The organism is Herminiimonas fonticola (genome assembly GCF_040395855.1).
In the GTDB taxonomy this organism is placed as follows: Bacteria; Pseudomonadota; Gammaproteobacteria; order Burkholderiales; family Burkholderiaceae_D; genus Oxalicibacterium; species Oxalicibacterium fonticola_A.
Genome location: NZ_JBEBPO010000048.1, coordinates 1 through 18482, shown reverse-complemented (window position 1 = coordinate 18482; position 18482 = coordinate 1). Strand labels below are relative to the sequence as shown.

Below are 18482 nucleotides of genomic sequence, written 5' to 3'. Positions count from 1 at the left end.
GCGATTGATGTAGCCGGGGACAACGTTCAGGTACTGGAACATAAAGCGGCCTGACAGCAGCCAATAAAACCGCGGGCCGCATTTGTCCGCGGTTTTTTACTGTCAAAGATAAATTACGATTTTTCTTCGATTTTCTGCGGTGATCTGACTGAGAGTGTGCCGAGTTGAGGCTGTCTGAAGTTAAGCAACGGCGTTGTAAAGAGCAGCCAGTTACCTGTTTATGAGCAAGACCGGTTGGTAGAAATGCGGGGGTAATAAATTTACCGGATATAAAAAACGGGCCTGATAGCCCGTTTTTTATATCGTTCGTTTGATGAAGAAATTATTTGGTTTGTCCGGCCAGACACGCAATGAGTTCCTTATCGGAAAGCAGCGCGTTGACTGCTGTTGAAAGTGCCTTGTTAATGTATTCAGTGTTCGCTTCCTGGCTTTGCACAACCTGGACGCTTTCAACGAATTCACCATGATGCAGTTTTTCATAAGGACGAAGACCGTCGCGCAAGCAAATTCCTTTGAGTGCGGCATCTACACGCAGTGTACCGGCCCAGAAACCAACAATGACGGTGTAATCCAGATTGCGAATTTCGACGCGCAGCTCATTCTTTGCGCCGTTTCGCTCTGTAGTCGGCTTGAAGTTCATGCGCGACAAGCCTTCGCTGAGCGCTTTTTGAACAGATACGACGATGTCGCCGTTGATCGTGATGTCGGCGCCGATATTGCGTGCACCGACGGTGCCAAGAGTTTTCTTCGCACGTTCATCGACAACATTCAGAGGAAGCTCTTTATTCTTGCCAATTTCCGAGGGAGCGACGTCTACCTTGGGAGCCAAGGTAATGCCTTGAGGAGTAAATGCACAACCGGTTAAAGCAAGACACAGTGCACACAGCACGACAACACGATTCATGAAAGCCCCTGTTTTTATCGTTTTAAAAGTGAATGAAATTCCCTGATGGTGCCAGCGGAAGAAGTTTTACTGGTTTTCTTTGAGACTTCTCCGAGTCTGCCAAATTGACAGAATGGCAATGCTAACAATGGCGTGTACGAAAAGCAATTAATTAATTTGGGAAAACTTTCTTCGACCGTTCTGATCGCTCGCCAATAAATTCAATTCGCATTTCGATCGTCATAACTTTAGCGGCCCGGTGGCGTTTCCGACGGAGTGGATGCGCAGAGATGTTGCACGTCCGTACATCCATGCAAATACCAATTGCACTCGCCATGCATCGACCTATATTTAACGCTGTATCACCCACCACTTTTTGGAGGATCATGCGATGAGTACAACGTTAGAGAAAAAATCTTTAAACAAGCCGGATGAGGTTCGCTTATTCAAGGAAGACAAAGGCAAGTTAGCTGTCTTTACACTCGGCAACCATACAATGGGCCGTGGCGAGTTTGAGCCCGGTTGGCGCTGGAGCCTGCATGTGAAGCCGATAGCAGGAACAGATTCTTGCCAGGCCACGCATACAGGCCTCATTCTGGAAGGGCGGATGGTCGTGAAGATGAATGATGGGGCTGAGATGGAGTATGGGGCGGGCGACGTTTTTTATATGCCGCCCGGGCATGATGCCTGGGTAGTCGGTAACCAGCGTTGCGTGTTGTTCGATGTAACAGGCGTCGCAAAATACGCCAAACCTCAATAAGACAGTTCTTGTGGAGTTGCCAGATAAACCTTATGTTCGCACGACAGCGCCAGTGAGCATGAAGCCGTGTTCCTGAAACAGGATGCTACTACTAGTGCGCGATATGCATGTGGGAAGGCGATGCGAACAAAGTTACTTGATTGTGAAAACGGGTTCACTAAACGATGCCTGCATTTGCGGAGAAGTGAAATTCGTGTAGAGGGAAAAGAAGCCAGGGTGAGCGCAAGTCAGGAAGCGTTATTACATCTGCCGGCATAAGCAGATACCGCGATGGTGCCTGCTTTTAGCCATGCCTGACCTTGTACTAGACTCGAACTGAATGTAATCCCAGCTTCGAGCGCCGCCACAAAATATCTTCATCACAAGTAGCCCATTCATAGCGCTGCAAATACGCCACTTCGACAGCAAACAATCCCGGCGCAATTTCCTCTCCCATATCTGCAAGGCTGAATCGATCGGCCAGCATCAACTTGATGCGCGTTCCATATGCACGCGCATAGCGTTCAACCAGCGCAGGCGGTAGCCATGCATATTGCTGCTGCATTTCACGCACGAACTGATCAAATTCAAGTACTGCACGCTTGTTCGGTTTGGCGCCAAAAATATCACCGCCCGGCAGACAGGCATCTGCCGTCCATGCGCCATGATGGTTGCCTAGCGCCGGTGCAATCAGATCGACGGCCTCTTCAGCCAGTTTGCGGAAGGTGGTGATCTTGCCGCCGAAGACGGAGAGTAGTGGTGCGGCATCGGTATCGAACGCGAGCTTGTAATCGCGTGTCACTTCGGATGCGCTTTCACTCTCGTCTTCCTTTTCATCTTCTACCAGCGGACGCACGCCGGAATAGGACCAGACGACATCGGCGGGCGTGATTGCTTGAGTGAAGTAGCGATTTGCCAGCGCACACAGGTAATCGATTTCTTCCGCATCGATGGCGACCCTGTCGGTGTCGCCGTGATAGTCGATGTCGGTGGTGCCGATCAGTGTGTAGTCGTGTTCATACGGAATCGCGAAGACGATGCGGCCGTCGGGGTGCTGGAAGATGTAGGCGTAGGGATGGTCGAACAGTTTTTTGACGACGATATGGCTGCCCTTGATCAGGCGCAGTTTTTTGCCGGCGCGTCCGTGCACGGTATCGTGCAGGAATTCCGCCGCCCACGGGCCGGTGGCGTTGACCAGCAGTTTGGCGTTTACTTCTATGGTTTCATTGTCGGCATTGCGCAGCGTCGCGTTCCAGTGGTCGCTGGTGCGTTTGACGGCGGAGCAGGCTGTGCGTGTGAGTATGGTCGCGCCGTTTTCTCTGGCAGCGATTGCATTCAGCACGACCAGGCGGGCATCGTCGACCCAGCCGTCGGAATAAACAAAGCCTTTGGTAAAAATGCTCTTCAATGGTGTGCCGACTGCATGCCTGCGCAGATCTATTCCCTGCGAGCCGGGCAACAGTTCGCGCCTGGCCAGATGGTCGTAGATGAACATGCCGGCCCGTATCATCCATGCCGGCCGCTGGCCTTTGTCGTGCGGCATGACGAAACGCAGCGGGCGGATGATGTGCGGCGCCGAACGCAGCAGGATTTCGCGTTCGATCAGCGCCTTGCGCACGAGGCCAAAATCGTATTGCTCCAGATAGCGCAGGCCGCCGTGGATCAGCTTGGTGGAAGCGGAGGAGGTATGCGAGGCGAGGTCGTCCTTTTCGCACAGCACGACGGACAGGCCGCGCCCGGCGGCGTCGCGTGCAATGCCGGCGCCGTTGATGCCGCCGCCTACGATGAGGATGTCGCAATGGAGTTGCTGATGCATCGTTAGTCTGCCTTGATAGTCTGCCCTGATGCAGCGTTCAACTATTGTAAGCGGTGAATCCGCTGATGGCAGCCATGCGTGCTGCGCTGTCAGAGCGATATTTGCGGCGTGCTCGCGGTACACTGGCCTATCTTCTTCCTTCCTGCGCAACCATGAGCTTTCTTTTCGATACCGGATTCTGGGAACTGGCCAGCTATGTTGTGACGGCGCTGGCCTTGCCGTTCGCGATCTTCCTGTTTCTGTTCGAGCAGCGCAAGGAGCGCGATGCTGAAGATGAAGAGGCGTATCAGTTGCTGCAGGATGCGTACAACGACTTCCTGAAAATCGTGCTGGACAATCCCGATCTGCAATTGCGCAGCGCACTTTCACGCAATGACCTGAATGATGAGCAGAAGGAGCGGGCGCTGATTATTTTCGAGATGCTGATTGCCCTGTTCGAGCGCGCCTACATCGTGTCGTATGTGTCGGATATGCGCGGTGTGGCTTTGCGGCGCTGGCATTCCTGGGACGATTACATGCGTGAATGGTGTCGCCGCGAGGATTTCTATTATCTGCTGCCGCAATTGCTGCGCGGCGAAGATGAAGACTTTGCCAGCTACATTCGCGCCATTGCCGAAGAGGAGCGCGCAGACAAGCTGCTCAACATCGGTCATCGCGAATAAGCGGGGAATCGGCACGCGATTTGATGACAGACTGGCATCGAAGGTTCGATAGTCTCCCTCTTTAGGCGATAATAGCGGCTCATTTCAATGCCGTGATTTATCGAGATACCAGCCTGATGCCTACACCATTTGCTCCGCTCAAGAACGACACCTTTCTACGCGCATTGCTGCGCCAGCCAACCGAATACACGCCTATGTGGATGATGCGCCAGGCCGGCCGTTATCTGCCTGAATATCGTGCCACCCGTGCACGCGCAGGTTCCTTCCTCGGTCTGGCTAAAAATCCTGATTACGCGACCGAAGTGACGCTGCAACCGCTGGATCGCTACGATCTGGACGCGGCAATTCTGTTTTCCGACATCCTGACGGTGCCGGATGCAATGGGTTTGGGCTTGTACTTCATCGAAGGCGAAGGGCCGAAGTTCGAGCGCCCATTGCGCGATGAAAAAGCAGTGCAGGCGCTGAAGGTGCCGGAACTGGATTCGCTGCAATATGTGTTTGATGCAGTCACGCAAATTCGCACCGAACTGAAAGGCCGCGTGCCTTTGATCGGTTTTTCCGGCAGCCCGTGGACACTGGCCTGCTACATGGTGGAAGGCGGCGGCTCCGACGATTTCCGCACCGTCAAGGCGATGTTGTACAACCGTCCGGATCTGATGCATCACATCCTGCAAACCAATGCGATCACCGTTGCGGCTTACCTGAACGCGCAAATCGATGCCGGCGCACAAGCCGTGATGATGTTTGATACCTGGGGCGGGGCGTTGGCCGACGGCATTTATCAACAGTTCTCCTTGCATTACATGCGCGAAGTCATGAAGCACGTAAAGACGGAAAAAGACGGTGTGCGGATTCCGAGCATCGTGTTTACGAAGGGCGGCGGTTTGTGGCTGAAGGAAATCGCCGATATCGGCGCCGATGCGGTGGGCCTGGACTGGACCGTGAACCTGGGCGCTGCGCGCGCCAAGGTTGGTGAGCGCGTTGCGTTGCAAGGCAACCTTGATCCGAGCATCCTGTTCGCGCAACCGGAACAGATACGCGCCGAAGTCGAAAAAGTCCTGACCTCGTTTGGCAAGCACACACCGGGTTCCGGTCATGTCTTTAATCTCGGTCATGGTATTTCACAATTCACGCCGCCGGAAGCGGTCTCGGTGCTGGTTGATGCGGTGCACGAATTCAGCCGGCCTCTGCACGAATAAGGGCAGCTTTTGCAAGTGTGGACAAGCTTGCACGCTCATCAGGCGATGGCTCCCGAAATTGCATGAAAAACGGTCGGTTTTGGCGCAGCGCGATACATCTTATGCACAGAAGAGGCTATCGATCAGCGCTTGGTCATTTTATCTTGCTCTTAACACTCCTTAACAAAGTGGGATTTGTAAGTGATTGATTTTAATGAATAAATAATTTGCTTTTTGTTTTGGCATTTTATTGAAACCCGCATGAAATCTAGGGTTGGCTGCCAATTGGATGGCTTATCCACAAAGTTATCCACATAATTTGTGGATAGAAAAAAAAGAGCTTAAGAAACGTGGAGTTAGCGCATTTGTTGATACTTCACATTAGCTTTGTGTGCGCTACTTCGTCCGATGAATTTCTTGCTCTGTGCAAACAGAACGCCTTAAGTAAGTGCAGGGAAGCAATGTCTTGCCACCATGAAGCATGCTAGCTTATTCACAAAATGGCGGGCGAGCTCAACGAGAATAATTGCTATCCCTGTTTTGGGTTGTCATCAACGATATCGCATTAAGTATATGATTTTAAATACTTTATTTTTTAGTGCAAAAGTGTGCGATTACTGACATCTCAGCTGTGAGCCAGAATGGCTGTGCTCCGGGCGGGTTTATCCACAAAGTTATCCACAGGCATTGTGGATAGCTGGGAAAAGCTTTATTAAACCGGGGTTTAGCAAATTTTCTTCTGCGCAGGCTCAAGTCCTTGTGCGGATGCAATAAAATTTGCGTTTTAACCTTGTCATTTTGAAAAAGCTATTTGCGCCACATGCTTGCACGGCCAGGCACAAAAATGGCGCTTATTGACAGTTCATGGGCAATCGGCAAAAACTTATGCACAAAAATCGACTTGTGCGCAGCAGCATCAATTATTTAAAGATTTTATTAATCACAAAATTCTTGTATTTGTAAGCTATTGATTTAAAACGATTAAATTTGTGCTTTGGTTTTAGGCAATCTATTGGAACCCGCATAAATACTGGCCTCTCCGGCTGTCAAGAGGTCCTTATCCACAAAGTTATCCACAATCGCTGTGGATAGATAAAAAAGCGCTTATGAAACGGGTAGTTAGCTCACTTCCTCAGGTATCACATTAACTCTGTGGAACATTGCATCCTCAAAGTCGCACTCGACACACCGCTTGATTTCTGCTTTGACTATGTTTGGGTAGTCGAGGATGGTGTGATTCGGCCTCTGGCCGGCCAGTTGGTGCTGGTGCCTTTCGGCCGGCGCGAGGTGGTCGGTCTGATTGTGGCCGTGCATGAAACGAGTGAAGTGCCACTGGACAAGCTGAAGCAGGCGATTGCAGTGCGCACGCAATTGGCGCCGCTGTCGGCTGAATGGATCGCGTTGTGCGTCTTTGCTGCCGACTATTACCAGCGGCCTTTGGGCGAAGTGGCAATCCCCGGTTTGCCCAAGAATCTGCGCGCACTGAAAACCACCTCGCTGGACAAGGCAATCAAGAAGCTGGGCAAGGTGGACGCCGTGCATGACGCGACGCCGATTGCCATGCCGGAACTGAATTCAGCACAGCAGCAAGCGGCCGATGCGATTGCCGGTGCGAGCGGTTTTGCGCCGACCTTGTTATATGGCGTGACCGGCAGCGGCAAAACGGAAGTCTATTTGCAGGCGGCGGCGCAAATTCTTGCGCACAGCATCGATGAACACAATCCGGCGCAAATCCTGATTCTGGTGCCGGAGATCAATCTGACGCCGCAACTGGAAGCCAATGTGCGGGCGCGCTTTCCCGATGTTGCAATTGCGACCCTGCATAGCGGTCTGGCTGAAGGCGAGCGGATGACGCACTGGCTGGCCGCGCATCTGGGCCGGGCACGCATTGTTTTAGGCACGCGGCTCGCGATCCTGTCTTCGCTGCCGCATTTGAAGCTGATCATCGTCGATGAAGAGCACGATCCGTCGTACAAGCAGCAGGAAGGTTTGCGTTATTCGGCACGCGATCTGGCAGTGTGGCGTGCGCATCAATTAAGTATTCCGATCGTGCTGGGTTCCGCCACGCCGTCGCTGGAAACCTGGCATCACGCGCAATCCGGTCGCTACCGCAAACTGGAATTGCGTGAGCGCGCCGTCAAGGATGCAGTCTTGCCCAAGGTTGGCTTGATCGATCTGGAGCGCAAGGCGCCGCGTGAAAAAATGACGGAAGGCATCAGCGAGACGCTGATCGCCGCCTTGAAGTTGCGCATGGAACGTGGTGAACAATCGCTGCTGTTCCTCAATCGGCGCGGTTATGCGCCGGTAATCGCCTGCGATTCCTGCGGCTGGATCAGCAACTGCACGCGTTGCAGTGCGTTTCTGGTGTTGCACAAACTTGATAAGCGTTTGCGCTGCCATCATTGCGGCTATGAACAGCGCATCCCGCGATTCTGTCCGGATTGCGGCAACGTGGATATCCAGCCGCTGGGACGCGGTACGCAGCGGGTGGAAGAAAATCTGCAGCAGATATTTCCGGAAGCGCGCATTTTGCGCATCGATGCCGATTCGACGCGGCGCAAGGGTAGTGCGCAGGAAGCGTTCGACACCGTACATCGCGGCGAAGTCGATATCCTGATCGGCACGCAGATGGTGGCCAAGGGACACGACTTCCAGAATCTGACGCTGGTCGGCGTGCTGAATCCGGATACCGCCTTGTTCTCGCACGATTATCGCGCCAGCGAAAGACTGTTTGCGCAATTGATGCAGGTCGCCGGTCGTGCCGGTCGCGTCGCGCAGAAAGAAGGCGGCAGCGTGAGCGAAGTGTTGATACAGACGCGCTATCCGCAACATCCTTTATTCGCTGCAGTACGCACCCACGATTACGATACCTTCGCCAGCGAGTTGCTGGAAGAGCGGCAGCAGGCATGCTTTCCGCCTTTCATGTATCAGGCCTTGCTGCGTGCCGAGGCAAGGGAACTCAAGATTGCGCTGGATTTCCTGCATCAGGCCATAGCCTGCGTGGAGCATGGCGGCATCACGATGAACGATCCGATACCGATGACGATGACGCGCGTCGCCAATGTCGACCGTGCGCAGTTGCTGGTTGAATGCGCATCGCGGCCGGCCCTGCAGGCATTCCTGAAGGTCTGGATCGCAACCTTGCGCGAGATGAAATCGCGCGTGCGCTGGTCGCTGGAAGTCGATCCGGTCGATATCTAAACAAATCAACAGACGTTTTTTCTCATCATGACCATCAAACTGAATCCGGAAACCGAAGAGCGCCTGATCGGCTCCATCCAGCGCTACTTCACCGCTAACATGGATGAAGGCATAGGCGAATTGAAAGCCAGGTTGCTGCTGGATTTTTGCGTGAAGGAACTGGGCCCCAGCATTTACAATCAGGCGATTGTCGATGCGCAGTCCGTGTTGCAGGAGAAAGTCGCGGAACTGGATGTCAGTTGCTACGAAGCGGAATTCGGATACTGGAATAAAAAATGAAAGCCCGTCATTTCATCGCGTGTGCCTTGCTTGCTGCCAGCGGGGCTGCGATTGCGCAAGATCAGGCCGTCATGCAAGCGGCGCTGAAAGATTGCGACAAAACGCAGTTGGCGATGAATATGTGCGCGCGTCATCGTTACGATCTCGCCGATCAGGCATTGAACCGGCAATACAGGCAAAACATGAAAGTCTTGCAGGAGACTGGCGACAAGCAGCGTTTGCGCGATGCGCAACGTGCGTGGCTGGTTTTTCGCGACAAGGATTGTCTGGCGGAAACCGGGCCACGTGAGGAATCCGGCTCGATCTGGCCTCTGCAGCATTTTTCCTGCCTGCAAAAACACACGGCTCGCCGCACCGAAGATTTGAAAACGCAGACTTGCGGCATGGAGGCTTGCGCAAAATAATGGCTACGCTCAACTGGCAGTGGCTTGCCCTGCATGAACTCGATAGCGCCGCATTGTATGCGGTGCTGGCGGCGCGGCAGCAGGTATTCGTGCTGGAACAGCAGTGCCTGTACGCCGATATCGACGGCGAGGATCAGCATGCGTATCACCTGCTTGGGTGGAGCAATGATGGCGGTTCGCATCAGTTGCTGGCCTATCTGCGCTGCTTTGCACCTGGTGTCAAATATCCGGAAACGGTACTCGGTCGTGTGCTGACAGTGCAATCCGCGCGCGGCATGGGTCTGGGCCGGGAGCTGATGATGGAAGGCATACGACGTGCCGAGCAGCATTTTCCCGGCAACGCGATGCGGATTTCTGCGCAGTGGCATCTGGAACGTTTTTACGGCGAATTTGGTTTTGCCAAGGCTTCGGATAGCTACCTGGAAGACGGTATTCCACACATAGACATGCTCAGAAAATAATTCGACAGAACATTATTCGTATACGAATCATTTGACATCAATCTATGTGGCGCATACAATGATTGCTCGTTAATCAAGCAACCGGGATATCAAAAACAGGAAAATGTGAGCTTGTTGTGATGCGGCGCGACAGAATGAAAAGATGTCGCTAAACTCGCGGTCATGAATGACATCACCAAACTTGTTGCCGTAAATGATTCGATTCGCATTTTGCAAAGCGTTCGTCGCATTGCGCAATGTGTAGAGCACCATTCAAAGCGTTTAGCCGTTACACACAACATCACATCGCCGCAACTCGTGGCGCTTCTTGCAATTGCGGAAATGGGACCGAGTACGCTCAAATCCATCGGGCGTGCGATCCAGCTCAGTCCAAGCACTGTGGTCGGCATTGTTGACCGGCTGGAAGAAAAAGGTCTGGTAAAGCGTGAGCGCGATACGCGTGACAGGCGCAATGTCTTTGTCGCAGTGACAGTGGCGGGCCAGCTGGTTCTTGCCAATGCGCCGTCGGCATTGCCCAACGGCTTCGGTAGCGCACTCGGTGCGTTGCCGGAAACCGATCGTCAGGCGCTGGTCGTTACGCTGGAACAATTCGCCTCCCTGCTCGAAGCAAAAATACCTGCCGAACCTGCGTAGAAGCAGAACGTTGATCGTTCCTGCGCAAACCTGATTCCCTTTTTATCGATAAGCGACACCGCAGCCGAGATGGCTGCAGGGATCGCTTTTTTCGCAAAAAGGAGAACGCATGAACGTACGAGTACGTGCATCCGCAGCAAGCAATCAAATCGTGTTGCGCCTGCCGGAACGCCGTGACGGTGCCGATCTGCATGAATTGATCGCGCACTGTCCGCCACTGGATCTGAACTCCCGTTACGCCTATCTGCTGCTGTGCGAACACCATGCCGCAACCAGCGTCGTGGCGCAGATCAAGGGCAGGCTGATCGGGGCGATTACCGCCTATGTTCCGCCAACGCAGCCGGGCACGCTGTTTATCTGGCAGGTCGCAGTAGCGCCGAATATGCAGGGTCAGCGTCTGGGCTCGCGCATGCTGGACCATCTGGTCGAGCGTTGTGCACGCAGCTGCGGCGTGCAGCAAATTGCAGCCACCATCAGCCCGAGCAATATCGGCTCGCAGAATTTATTCAAAAGCTATGCGCGGCGTCATCACGCCGACATTCAGGCACAACCATATCTGACGGCTGTCGATTTCGGCGATGGCCAGCATGAAGAAGAATGGTTATATCAAATCAGTCCGGTTCGCGTGCAATCCAATTGTGTCGTTACAACCATTCCATCAACCATCCATCAGGAGAAGCATGATGCGTATATTCAATCGACTTGAATCAGAAGTGCGCGGTTATATCCGTTCTTTCCCAACCATATTTTCCAAGGCGCAGAATGCTGTGCTGACCGATGAAGGCGGCAACACGTATATCGATTTTCTGGCCGGCGCCGGCACCCTGAACTACGGCCACAACAATCCGGTGATGAAGCAGGCTATCGTCGAATACCTGGCAGAAGACGGCATCGTGCACGGTCTGGATATGGCAACCAGCGCGAAGAAAAATTTCCTGCAAACGTTTGAAAGTCATGTGCTGAAGCCGCGCAACATGCAATACAAATTGCAGTTCACCGGCCCGACCGGTACCAATGCGGTGGAAGCAGCGATCAAGCTTGCACGGAATGTGACGGGTCGCCAGATGGTGATCTCGTTTACCAACGGCTTCCACGGCGTGTCGCTGGGTTCGCTGGCGCTGACAGGCAATCGCAAATTCCGCGATGCGGCAGGCGTCTCGCTTACCGACGTGCATCGCGCGCCGTATTCCGGCTATTTCGGCATGAACATCGACACGATCGCGATGCTCGACAAGCTGATTGCCGATCCAAGCAGTGGTGTCGATCTGCCGGCGGCTATCATCGTCGAATGTGTACAAGGCGAAGGTGGTTTGAATGTCGCCGGCATGAACTGGTTGAAGAAACTGGAACAACTGTGCAAGCGCCACGAAATTCTGTTGATCGTCGATGACATTCAAGCCGGTTGCGGTCGCACCGGTACCTTCTTCAGCTTTGAGCCGGCCGGCATCAAGCCCGATATCGTTACGCTGTCCAAATCATTGTCCGGTTTCGGTCTGCCTATGGCTTTGGTGTTGATGAAGCCGGAGCTGGATGTATGGAAGCCGGGCCAGCATAACGGTACCTTCCGCGGCAACAACATGGCTTTCGTCACTGCGACAGCGGCGCTGGAACATTACTGGAGCGATAACAAATTCCAGAGCGCGATACAAAAGAAGGCGCTGACGATAGAAGTCTTTCTCGACAAGCTGGTCGATAGCTATCCGCATGCCAAACTCACGCGTCGTGGTCGCGGCATGATGCAGGGGATTGCCTGTACTGACCCTGCATTGGCCGATCGCATTACTGCTATCGCCTTCCAGAACGGCTTGATCATCGAAACTTCAGGCGGTGAAGATGAAGTCGTCAAACTGTTGATGCCATTGACAATCGAACAGGAAACCCTGCTGGCAGGTCTGGATATTCTCGAGCACGCAGTGGCTGAAGCCGTCAGTGAACAAACAAAATCGCGCATCGAATCGAATGCCGAGGTGACAGCATGATCGTACGTACACTGAAGGAAATTATCGATACGCCGCGCGACATCAAGGCGCAAAACTGGTGCAGCCGTCGTCTGTTGCTGCAGGAAGACGGTATGGGTTTCTCCATGCATCACACGGTGATTTACGCCGGCACGCAAACCCGCATCTGGTATCAGCATCACCTGGAAGGCGTGTACTGCGTCGAAGGCGTCGGTTCGGTTGAATTGATCCCTTCCGGCGAAATCTTCCGCATCGAACCTGGCACCCTGTATGCACTCAACAAGAATGATGAACACTGGTTGCGCGCAGAGACTGATCTGCATCTGATCTGTACCTTCAATCCGCCGCTGGTGGGTGACGAAACGCATGATGAGAATGGTGTTTACGCTCCCGCGACGGAAATTGCAAAAGCAGCGGTTGCCAGGCAAGCCAAAACCGGCGCGGCCCAGGCCTAAGGAGATGATGATGTTTTCCCAGGACGCTTACCCCACACGCACGCAGAACAGCGCTGCGATACTCGCGCGCCATGATCCCGTCGTCTACGAACATACTGGACAGGAAGAACGCAATGCGCGTTTGACGACTGCGCAGCGTGCTTCGTATGAACAGAATGGATTCTTGCTGATGCCCGAACTGTTCAATCAGGAAGAAGTCGCCTATCTGTACGATGCGATGCAAAGCATGCGCGAGGAATTTACGCATGCCGGTCGCAAGGAAGTCATCGCTGAACCTGGCAGCGGCGAGGTGCGGTCGATCTTCAATGTACATAGATTGAATGAAATCTTTGCCAATCTGGTGCGCGATCCGCGCGTGCTGAATGTGGCGCGCGAAATTCTCGGCAGCGAAGTCTATATTCATCAATCGCGCATCAATTACAAACCGGGATTTTCCGGCAAGGAGTTTTACTGGCATTCCGATTTTGAGACCTGGCATAGCGAAGACGGCATGCCGGCGATGCGCGCATTGAGTTGTTCGATACTGTTGACCGACAACAGCGATTGCAACGGGCCCTTGATGCTGATTCCCGGCTCGCATCATCACTATGTTTCATGCATGGGCGAGACGCCGGATGAAAATTACAAGACTTCATTGAAGAAACAGGATGTCGGCGTGCCGGATCAGATTCTGTTGCGTTATCTGGCCGACATGGGTGGCATCAAGTCGTGCGCAGGCAAGGCTGGCTCGGTGGTTTTCTTCGACTGCAATACGATGCACGGCTCCAACGGCAACATCACGCCCTATCCGCGCAGCAATGTGTTCTTCGTCTATAACAGCGTCGCCAATCAACTGGAGGCACCGAAAGGCGGTCTGGCGCCGCGGCCGGAATTCGTCGCCACGCGGGAAGGAATTGCCGCCCTGGCGCCGCAAGCGCTGATCCTCGCCTGAGGATAATGGGTACGCTGCAACGCAGCAATCAGCTGTTCTTTTGAGCGGTGCTGACGGTTAATGCCTGGTTGTCGACAAGTGGTGTTGCTGACAGACTACATAAGCGGCGATAGAGGCTGATCAAGGTCAATTTCGGCAAAAAAAATAGCGCGAACTGTTCCCCTTTTCGCAAATGCTGTGGCTATACTAATTCCGGAAGCAGTTTTGGCTTTCAACACTATGGCTGTACCAAAAACTAATAAATACCAAAACAAATATAGAGGAGCACACTATGAAACAGATTCACAGCGCTTTGGCACTGGTTGTTTTTTCCGCAGTCCTGGCCGGTTGTGCAACGACGGAAGCGCAAGCTCCGAAAGCTGCCGCACCAGCAGCTGCGCCAGCAGCGGCTGCAGATGCAGCCTTGACCAAGGCCGTTACCGCTGCCTTGGGCAAAGAAGCGCAATTGAGCGGCACAAAAATTACTGCTGCCGCTACCACTGATGGCGCAGTGACCTTGTCCGGTGCCGCCAAGAACGACTGGCAGAAATATCTGGCAGGCGACATCGCCAAGAAAACTGCCGGCATCAAATCCGTCAAGAATTCAATCAAGGTTGATTAATTTTTACGCATGAAAAACAAAACGCCGGGCATGCCCGGCGTTTTTTATTGTGGATGACGCATGCTCACACCGGCAATTCCAGTCGTCCTTCTTCTGCCAGCTGTCGAATGATGCGTATCGTGTCGATATCGGCTTCCTGATAGGCCGAGCAACGAAACTCGTTATAGAAGGCATCCATGTCGTCGTCGCTTTGCGCGCTATCGTACGCAAAGCGGACAAACAGTGCGTCCGGTTGCGGTTCCTCTATTGTTACCCGCAGACTCGAAGCCGGAATATCGCCCTGGGCCGGCACTTCATAATGCACGGTTTCCTGCGGCGTAAAGGTGACGCGATCATGGATCAGCAGTGCGTTGTAGCGCAGGGTACGCGACAGTACGGCACCATTGCGCTCGCCCAAATCGCATTCATCCAGCCACGGCACGAAGAGCTTGGGCGCTTCCGCGCGCAGCACCAGTCCGCGCCACAGCTGGGCGCGTGTCAGCGTATTGATCAGTGGATTGAGGGGATCGTTGATTTCAATCAGATGCTGGAATTGCATGGCGTACGGTTTCTTGAATGAGGGATAGATGGAACGGCTGGTCACGCAGAGCGCCCAGTGATTTGGCTCCGCTTGTTATTGTACTGTGCAGATTGCACGACCGGACGTGAACTGCCGCACATTCTGCATGATATTGGGCGATTTGCCGCGTTCAATTATGTTTTAATGGCCCATCATCTTTCCTGCTTGCGCCTGCACAGCGCATCAAACATTGCACATGAAACGCACTTTTACTGTTATCGGATTGGGCGCCTTCGGTTCTACCGTCGCGCGCGAACTGGCCCGGCTGGGCAATGATGTGCTTGGCATCGACCTTGATCCGGCGCACGTCAATGACATTGCCGATGACATCACGCAGGCAGTGGTGGCCGATGCGCGCAATGAAGATACCTTGCGCGATCTTGGCGTGCAGGATTGCGATGCGGTGGTGGTCGCAATTGGCGAGGATCTGGAAGCCAATATTCTGGTGACGCTGACCGTCAAGAACATGCCAAAACCGGAAGTGTGGGCCAAGGCGCTGAATCACAATCATCATCGCATCCTGCACAAACTGGGTGCCGATCACATCGTGCATCCGGAACATGAAATGGGTTTGCGCCTGGCGCACGCGATGATGTATCCGGAAGTGGTTGATTACATCAGCATGGGCCACGATCTGTTTACAGTGGAAGTGCGGGCCTCGGAGAAACTGGTCGGACAAGCCGTCGCTGCACTGCAACTGGGCGAGCGCGGCGTGCAGCTGCTGCTGGTCAAGCATCAGCGTGAACTGCTGACTTCACCGCCGGGCGACTATATCTTCCGGCCCGGCGATCAATTGGTGATGGCGGGAACGCTCGACAATCTGCGCGGTATTTCGGCCCTGTTATGAGGCGCGGGTATCAACCGCCGCTGTTGTACCGGCAAGTCAAGCGACAGGTCAGACGGCGCGTACTGCACCTGACGCCGCCGCAGGCGTTGATCCTGTCGTTTGTCGGCCTGTCGCTGCTGGGCGCAGTGCTGCTGAAATTGCCGATGGCGAGCCATGCACCGACGTCGTGGATGCAAGCCTTGTTCACGGCCGTCTCGGCGGCCACGATTACCGGCCTGACGGTGCTCGATGTCGGCAGTCATTTCACGCTGTTCGGACAGTGGGTAGTGCTGGGTCTGATACAGCTGGGCGGCATCGGTTTGCTGACCTTCGGCGTGCTCATCATTCATTTGACCAGTGGCCGCCTGACCTTGCGCAACCGTGCCGCGATGCAGGATGCATTCAATCAAAGCGGCAGTATCGACTTGCAGCATCTGCTGCGCGTGCTGTTCGGCTTTATCGTGTTGACGGAACTGCTGGGCACCTTGCTGCTGGCCATACAGTGGGTGCCGGAAATGGGCTGGTCGAAGGGTTTGTTCTACAGTTTTTTTCATGCCGTGTCGGCGTTCAACAATGCCGGTTTCGGTCTGGCATCGAACAGTCTGGCAGACTATGTAGCCAACCCGCTGATCAATCTGGTGATTTCATTTTTATTCATTTCCGGCGGCATCGGTTTTGCCGTGATTGCCGATCTGCGCGCCAGAAAACGCTTCCGCGAGCTGACGCTGAATACGCGCCTGATGCTGATCGGCACCGTCGTCATCAACCTGCTTGCCATGCTGGTCTTGCTGCTGCTGGAATACGGCAATCCCGATACGCTGGGGGCCCTGCATGGCTGGGGCGCAAAATTGTGGGCCAGCTGGTTCCAGGCGGTGGCGCCGCGCTCATCCGGTTTCACCACCATGGATACGGCCGCCTTGCGGCCAGTCAGCGCATTTTTCATCATGATGCTGATGTTCATCGGCGCCGGCAGCGGTTCTACCGGCGGCGGTATCAAGCTGACCACCTTCATTGTCCTGCTGGTGGCGACGCGGGCCTTCCTGCGCCAGCAAAAAGTGCCGGTTGTATTGGGCCGCAGCATAGAAACGGCCATGATCGTGCGCGCACTGGCGATCACCCTCATCGCGGTGCTGTGCGTCGTGACCGGCACTTTTGTCCTGATGCTGACGGAAGACGGTCGTTTCATCGATCTGGCATTTGAAGTCATTTCGGCGGTGTCGACCACCGGCCTGTCGCGCGGCGTCACACCGGGGCTCTCGATTGCCGGCCAATGCATGATGATGGTGCTGATGCTGATAGGCCGGGTCGGGCCGCTGACGCTGGCATTCATGCTGGCCAATCCGCGCGGTCGGGCGATCGAATATCCGGCAGGGCGCGTCAATATCGGCTGAGTTGCCTGTACGGCAATCATCGCTGTGCAAATGACAAGGCCTGCCGGAATGACGCCGGCGGCGGGCCCTGCGCTGATACAATGGGCTGCTTTCCGTTCCTGCTTTTCTTCTGATGTCCTCGTCTCCCCATTCATCCGCGCACGGCCTCAACGCACCCCAGCGCGAAGCCATCAAGTACATGGATGGCCCCTGTCTGGTGCTGGCCGGTGCCGGCTCGGGCAAGACGCGCGTCATCACGCAAAAGATTGCGCATCTGATAGAGGATTGCGGCTACGAAGCCAGGCATGTCGCGGCACTGACCTTTACCAACAAGGCGGCGCTGGAGATGCAGGAGCGTATCGCCAAACTGCTGAAGGAACCGAAGCAGGCCAAGCAGCTGACGGTCAGCACCTTCCATTCGCTCGGCGTGAAAATCCTGCGTCAGGAAGCGAAGGAACTGGGGCTGAAGGATCGTTTCTCCATCATGGACAGCGACGACTGTTTTTCGCTGGTGCAGGATATGGCCATCACGACCGATAAACAGCTGGTGCGCCGCATCCAGACCGCGATCTCGCTATGGAAAAACGGCCTGATCGATCCCGACACTGCGCTGAATCAGGCCAGGGATGAGGACGAGGCGCAAGCTGCGCGGATTTATCGCAGTTATGTCGCCACGCTGTCGGCGTATCAGGCGGTCGATTTCGACGATCTGATCCGGCTGCCGGTCGAACTGTTTCGCGGCAATGAAGCGGTGCGCGACAAATGGCAGCGCAAGCTGCGTTACCTGCTGGTTGATGAATACCAGGATACCAATACCTGCCAGTACGAACTGGTCAAGCTGCTGGTCACCGGCATCGGCAAGAAGCCGATGTTCACGGCGGTGGGTGACGACGATCAGGCGATCTACGCCTGGCGCGGCGCGACAATAGAAAACCTGAAGCAGCTGCAGGTCGATTTCCCTGACCTGAAAGTCGTCAAGCTGGAACAGAATTACCGTTCCAGCACGCGCATCCTGCAAGCCGCCAACTCGGTGATTGGCAACAATCCCAAGCTGTTTGAAAAATCCCTGTGGTCCGAACACGGCCTCGGCGATCCGGTCAAGGTCATGGGCATGCAGGACGACGATCAGGAAGCCGAGCAGATTGCCATCATGCTGTCTGCGCATCGTTTCGAGCGGCGTGCGAAATTTTCCGATTACGCGATCCTGTATCGCGGTAATCATCAGTCGCGCGTGATCGAGCAGGCGCTGCGCAAGGAAAGAATTCCGTACACGATCTCCGGCGGCCAGAGTTTTTTCGATAGAGCCGAGATCAAGGACATCATCAGTTATCTGCGTTTGGTTGCCAATCAGGACGACGATCCGGCATTCATCCGTGCAGTGACGACGCCCAAGCGCGGCGTCGGTCAATCGACGCTGGAAACGCTGGGTGCGTTTGCCGGGCAATGGCAATGTTCGTTGTTTGAAGCGGTATTCAAGGGCGGGCTGGAATCGAAGCTGGCCGAGCGGCAGCTGACGCCCTTGCGTG

The 18482-nt window shown here is 54.5% G+C and carries 19 protein-coding genes; 16 read left to right on the top strand and 3 right to left on the bottom strand.

From position 1 onward, the window contains the following. Positions 1–322: 322 nt before the first annotated feature. Complete coding sequence (locus ABWP27_RS07900) at positions 323–904, bottom strand: YajG family lipoprotein (protein WP_353155443.1); 582 nt, start codon at positions 902–904, stop codon at positions 323–325. Between the two features lie 370 nt (positions 905–1274). Here ABWP27_RS07900 and ABWP27_RS07895 point away from each other — a divergent pair, with 370 nt between their 5' ends. Beyond that, positions 1275–1643 carry a cupin domain-containing protein gene (locus ABWP27_RS07895; protein WP_353155441.1) on the top strand — a complete coding sequence of 123 codons (369 nt, stop codon included), beginning with the start codon at positions 1275–1277 and terminating at the stop codon, positions 1641–1643. A gap of 304 nt (positions 1644–1947) precedes the next feature. On the opposite strand, the gene glpD is transcribed toward ABWP27_RS07895, so the two are convergent. Next, positions 1948–3438, bottom strand: a complete 1491-nt coding sequence (gene glpD, locus ABWP27_RS07890) for a glycerol-3-phosphate dehydrogenase (RefSeq protein WP_353155439.1) — start codon at positions 3436–3438, stop codon at positions 1948–1950. A 152-nt stretch (positions 3439–3590) separates the two neighbouring features. Here glpD and ABWP27_RS07885 point away from each other — a divergent pair, with 152 nt between their 5' ends. The 12 genes from ABWP27_RS07885 to ABWP27_RS07830 all read left to right on the top strand — a co-directional run bounded on the left by ABWP27_RS07885 (position 3591) and on the right by ABWP27_RS07830 (position 14201). Continuing rightward, positions 3591–4100, top strand: coding sequence for a hypothetical protein (locus ABWP27_RS07885; RefSeq protein WP_353155437.1), 510 nt, complete (start codon positions 3591–3593; stop codon positions 4098–4100). A gap of 116 nt (positions 4101–4216) precedes the next feature. Beyond that, the gene (hemE, locus tag ABWP27_RS07880; protein ID WP_353155435.1) at positions 4217–5299 is read left to right on the top strand and encodes a uroporphyrinogen decarboxylase; all 1083 of its coding nucleotides are present in this window, start codon (positions 4217–4219) and stop codon (positions 5297–5299) included. A 1131-nt stretch (positions 5300–6430) separates the two neighbouring features. Beyond that, on the top strand, positions 6431–8479 hold the full coding sequence (locus ABWP27_RS07875; RefSeq protein ID WP_353155434.1) for a primosomal protein N': 2049 nt from the start codon (positions 6431–6433) through the stop codon (positions 8477–8479). Positions 8480–8506: 27 nt separating this feature from the next. Then, positions 8507–8758, top strand: a complete 252-nt coding sequence (locus ABWP27_RS07870) for a DUF2164 domain-containing protein (protein WP_353155432.1) — start codon at positions 8507–8509, stop codon at positions 8756–8758. After that, positions 8755–9162, top strand: coding sequence for a lysozyme inhibitor LprI family protein (locus ABWP27_RS07865; protein WP_353155430.1), 408 nt, complete (start codon positions 8755–8757; stop codon positions 9160–9162). The genes ABWP27_RS07870 and ABWP27_RS07865 overlap by 4 nt, the downstream gene beginning before the upstream one ends. Continuing rightward, positions 9162–9623 (top strand): GNAT family N-acetyltransferase, encoded by a 462-nt coding sequence (locus ABWP27_RS07860; protein WP_353155429.1) that lies wholly within the window; start codon positions 9162–9164, stop codon positions 9621–9623. The genes ABWP27_RS07865 and ABWP27_RS07860 overlap by 1 nt, the downstream gene beginning before the upstream one ends. A gap of 162 nt (positions 9624–9785) precedes the next feature. After that, entirely contained in the window at positions 9786–10256 is a 471-nt protein-coding gene (locus ABWP27_RS07855) for a MarR family winged helix-turn-helix transcriptional regulator (RefSeq protein ID WP_353155428.1), read from the top strand. A gap of 109 nt (positions 10257–10365) precedes the next feature. After that, positions 10366–10962, top strand: coding sequence for a diaminobutyrate acetyltransferase (gene ectA, locus ABWP27_RS07850; protein ID WP_353155426.1), 597 nt, complete (start codon positions 10366–10368; stop codon positions 10960–10962). Continuing rightward, the gene (gene ectB / locus ABWP27_RS07845) at positions 10940–12235 is read left to right on the top strand and encodes a diaminobutyrate--2-oxoglutarate transaminase (RefSeq protein ID WP_353155424.1); all 1296 of its coding nucleotides are present in this window, start codon (positions 10940–10942) and stop codon (positions 12233–12235) included. Before ectA ends, ectB begins: the two co-directional genes overlap by 23 nt. Continuing rightward, entirely contained in the window at positions 12232–12669 is a 438-nt protein-coding gene (locus ABWP27_RS07840; protein WP_353155423.1) for an ectoine synthase, read from the top strand. Before ectB ends, ABWP27_RS07840 begins: the two co-directional genes overlap by 4 nt. A 4-nt stretch (positions 12670–12673) precedes the next feature. After that, positions 12674–13600 (top strand): ectoine hydroxylase, encoded by a 927-nt coding sequence (gene thpD / locus ABWP27_RS07835; protein ID WP_353155421.1) that lies wholly within the window; start codon positions 12674–12676, stop codon positions 13598–13600. A 271-nt stretch (positions 13601–13871) separates the two neighbouring features. Continuing rightward, positions 13872–14201: a BON domain-containing protein gene (locus tag ABWP27_RS07830; RefSeq protein WP_353155419.1), complete on the top strand. Its 330-nt coding sequence runs from the start codon at positions 13872–13874 to the stop codon at positions 14199–14201. Between the two features lie 64 nt (positions 14202–14265). Here ABWP27_RS07830 and ABWP27_RS07825 read toward each other — a convergent pair whose 3' ends face one another. Next, positions 14266–14739, bottom strand: coding sequence for an SRPBCC family protein (locus tag ABWP27_RS07825; RefSeq protein ID WP_353155444.1), 474 nt, complete (start codon positions 14737–14739; stop codon positions 14266–14268). A 217-nt stretch (positions 14740–14956) separates the two neighbouring features. Here ABWP27_RS07825 and ABWP27_RS07820 point away from each other — a divergent pair, with 217 nt between their 5' ends. From ABWP27_RS07820 to ABWP27_RS07810, 3 genes are all read left to right on the top strand, one after another. Beyond that, the gene (locus ABWP27_RS07820; RefSeq protein WP_353155417.1) at positions 14957–15607 is read left to right on the top strand and encodes a potassium channel family protein; all 651 of its coding nucleotides are present in this window, start codon (positions 14957–14959) and stop codon (positions 15605–15607) included. Beyond that, positions 15604–16977, top strand: a complete 1374-nt coding sequence (locus tag ABWP27_RS07815) for a TrkH family potassium uptake protein (RefSeq protein ID WP_353155416.1) — start codon at positions 15604–15606, stop codon at positions 16975–16977. Before ABWP27_RS07820 ends, ABWP27_RS07815 begins: the two co-directional genes overlap by 4 nt. A 112-nt stretch (positions 16978–17089) precedes the next feature. Next, positions 17090–18482: UvrD-helicase domain-containing protein (locus tag ABWP27_RS07810; RefSeq protein WP_353155414.1), on the top strand; the 1393-nt coding region annotated here is incomplete at its 3' end.

Bases quoted from the DNA above. Each gene is read 5' to 3' on its own strand.
- thpD (WP_353155421.1), top strand. From the start codon at position 12,674: ATGATGATGTTTTCCCAGGACGCTTACCCCACACGCACGCAGAACAGC.
- ABWP27_RS07830 (WP_353155419.1), top strand. From the start codon at position 13,872: ATGAAACAGATTCACAGCGCTTTGGCACTGGTTGTTTTTTCCGCAGTC.
- ABWP27_RS07885 (WP_353155437.1), top strand. From the start codon at position 3,591: ATGAGCTTTCTTTTCGATACCGGATTCTGGGAACTGGCCAGCTATGTT.
- hemE (WP_353155435.1), top strand. From the start codon at position 4,217: ATGCCTACACCATTTGCTCCGCTCAAGAACGACACCTTTCTACGCGCA.
- glpD (WP_353155439.1), bottom strand. From the start codon at position 3,438: ATGCATCAGCAACTCCATTGCGACATCCTCATCGTAGGCGGCGGCATC.
- ABWP27_RS07825 (WP_353155444.1), bottom strand. From the start codon at position 14,739: ATGCAATTCCAGCATCTGATTGAAATCAACGATCCCCTCAATCCACTG.
- ABWP27_RS07855 (WP_353155428.1), top strand. From the start codon at position 9,786: ATGAATGACATCACCAAACTTGTTGCCGTAAATGATTCGATTCGCATT.
- ABWP27_RS07820 (WP_353155417.1), top strand. From the start codon at position 14,957: ATGAAACGCACTTTTACTGTTATCGGATTGGGCGCCTTCGGTTCTACC.
- ABWP27_RS07900 (WP_353155443.1), bottom strand. From the start codon at position 904: ATGAATCGTGTTGTCGTGCTGTGTGCACTGTGTCTTGCTTTAACCGGT.
- ectA (WP_353155426.1), top strand. From the start codon at position 10,366: ATGAACGTACGAGTACGTGCATCCGCAGCAAGCAATCAAATCGTGTTG.
- ABWP27_RS07865 (WP_353155430.1), top strand. From the start codon at position 8,755: ATGAAAGCCCGTCATTTCATCGCGTGTGCCTTGCTTGCTGCCAGCGGG.
- ABWP27_RS07860 (WP_353155429.1), top strand. From the start codon at position 9,162: ATGGCTACGCTCAACTGGCAGTGGCTTGCCCTGCATGAACTCGATAGC.
- ABWP27_RS07895 (WP_353155441.1), top strand. From the start codon at position 1,275: ATGAGTACAACGTTAGAGAAAAAATCTTTAAACAAGCCGGATGAGGTT.
- ABWP27_RS07815 (WP_353155416.1), top strand. From the start codon at position 15,604: ATGAGGCGCGGGTATCAACCGCCGCTGTTGTACCGGCAAGTCAAGCGA.
- ABWP27_RS07840 (WP_353155423.1), top strand. From the start codon at position 12,232: ATGATCGTACGTACACTGAAGGAAATTATCGATACGCCGCGCGACATC.
- ABWP27_RS07870 (WP_353155432.1), top strand. From the start codon at position 8,507: ATGACCATCAAACTGAATCCGGAAACCGAAGAGCGCCTGATCGGCTCC.
- ectB (WP_353155424.1), top strand. From the start codon at position 10,940: ATGCGTATATTCAATCGACTTGAATCAGAAGTGCGCGGTTATATCCGT.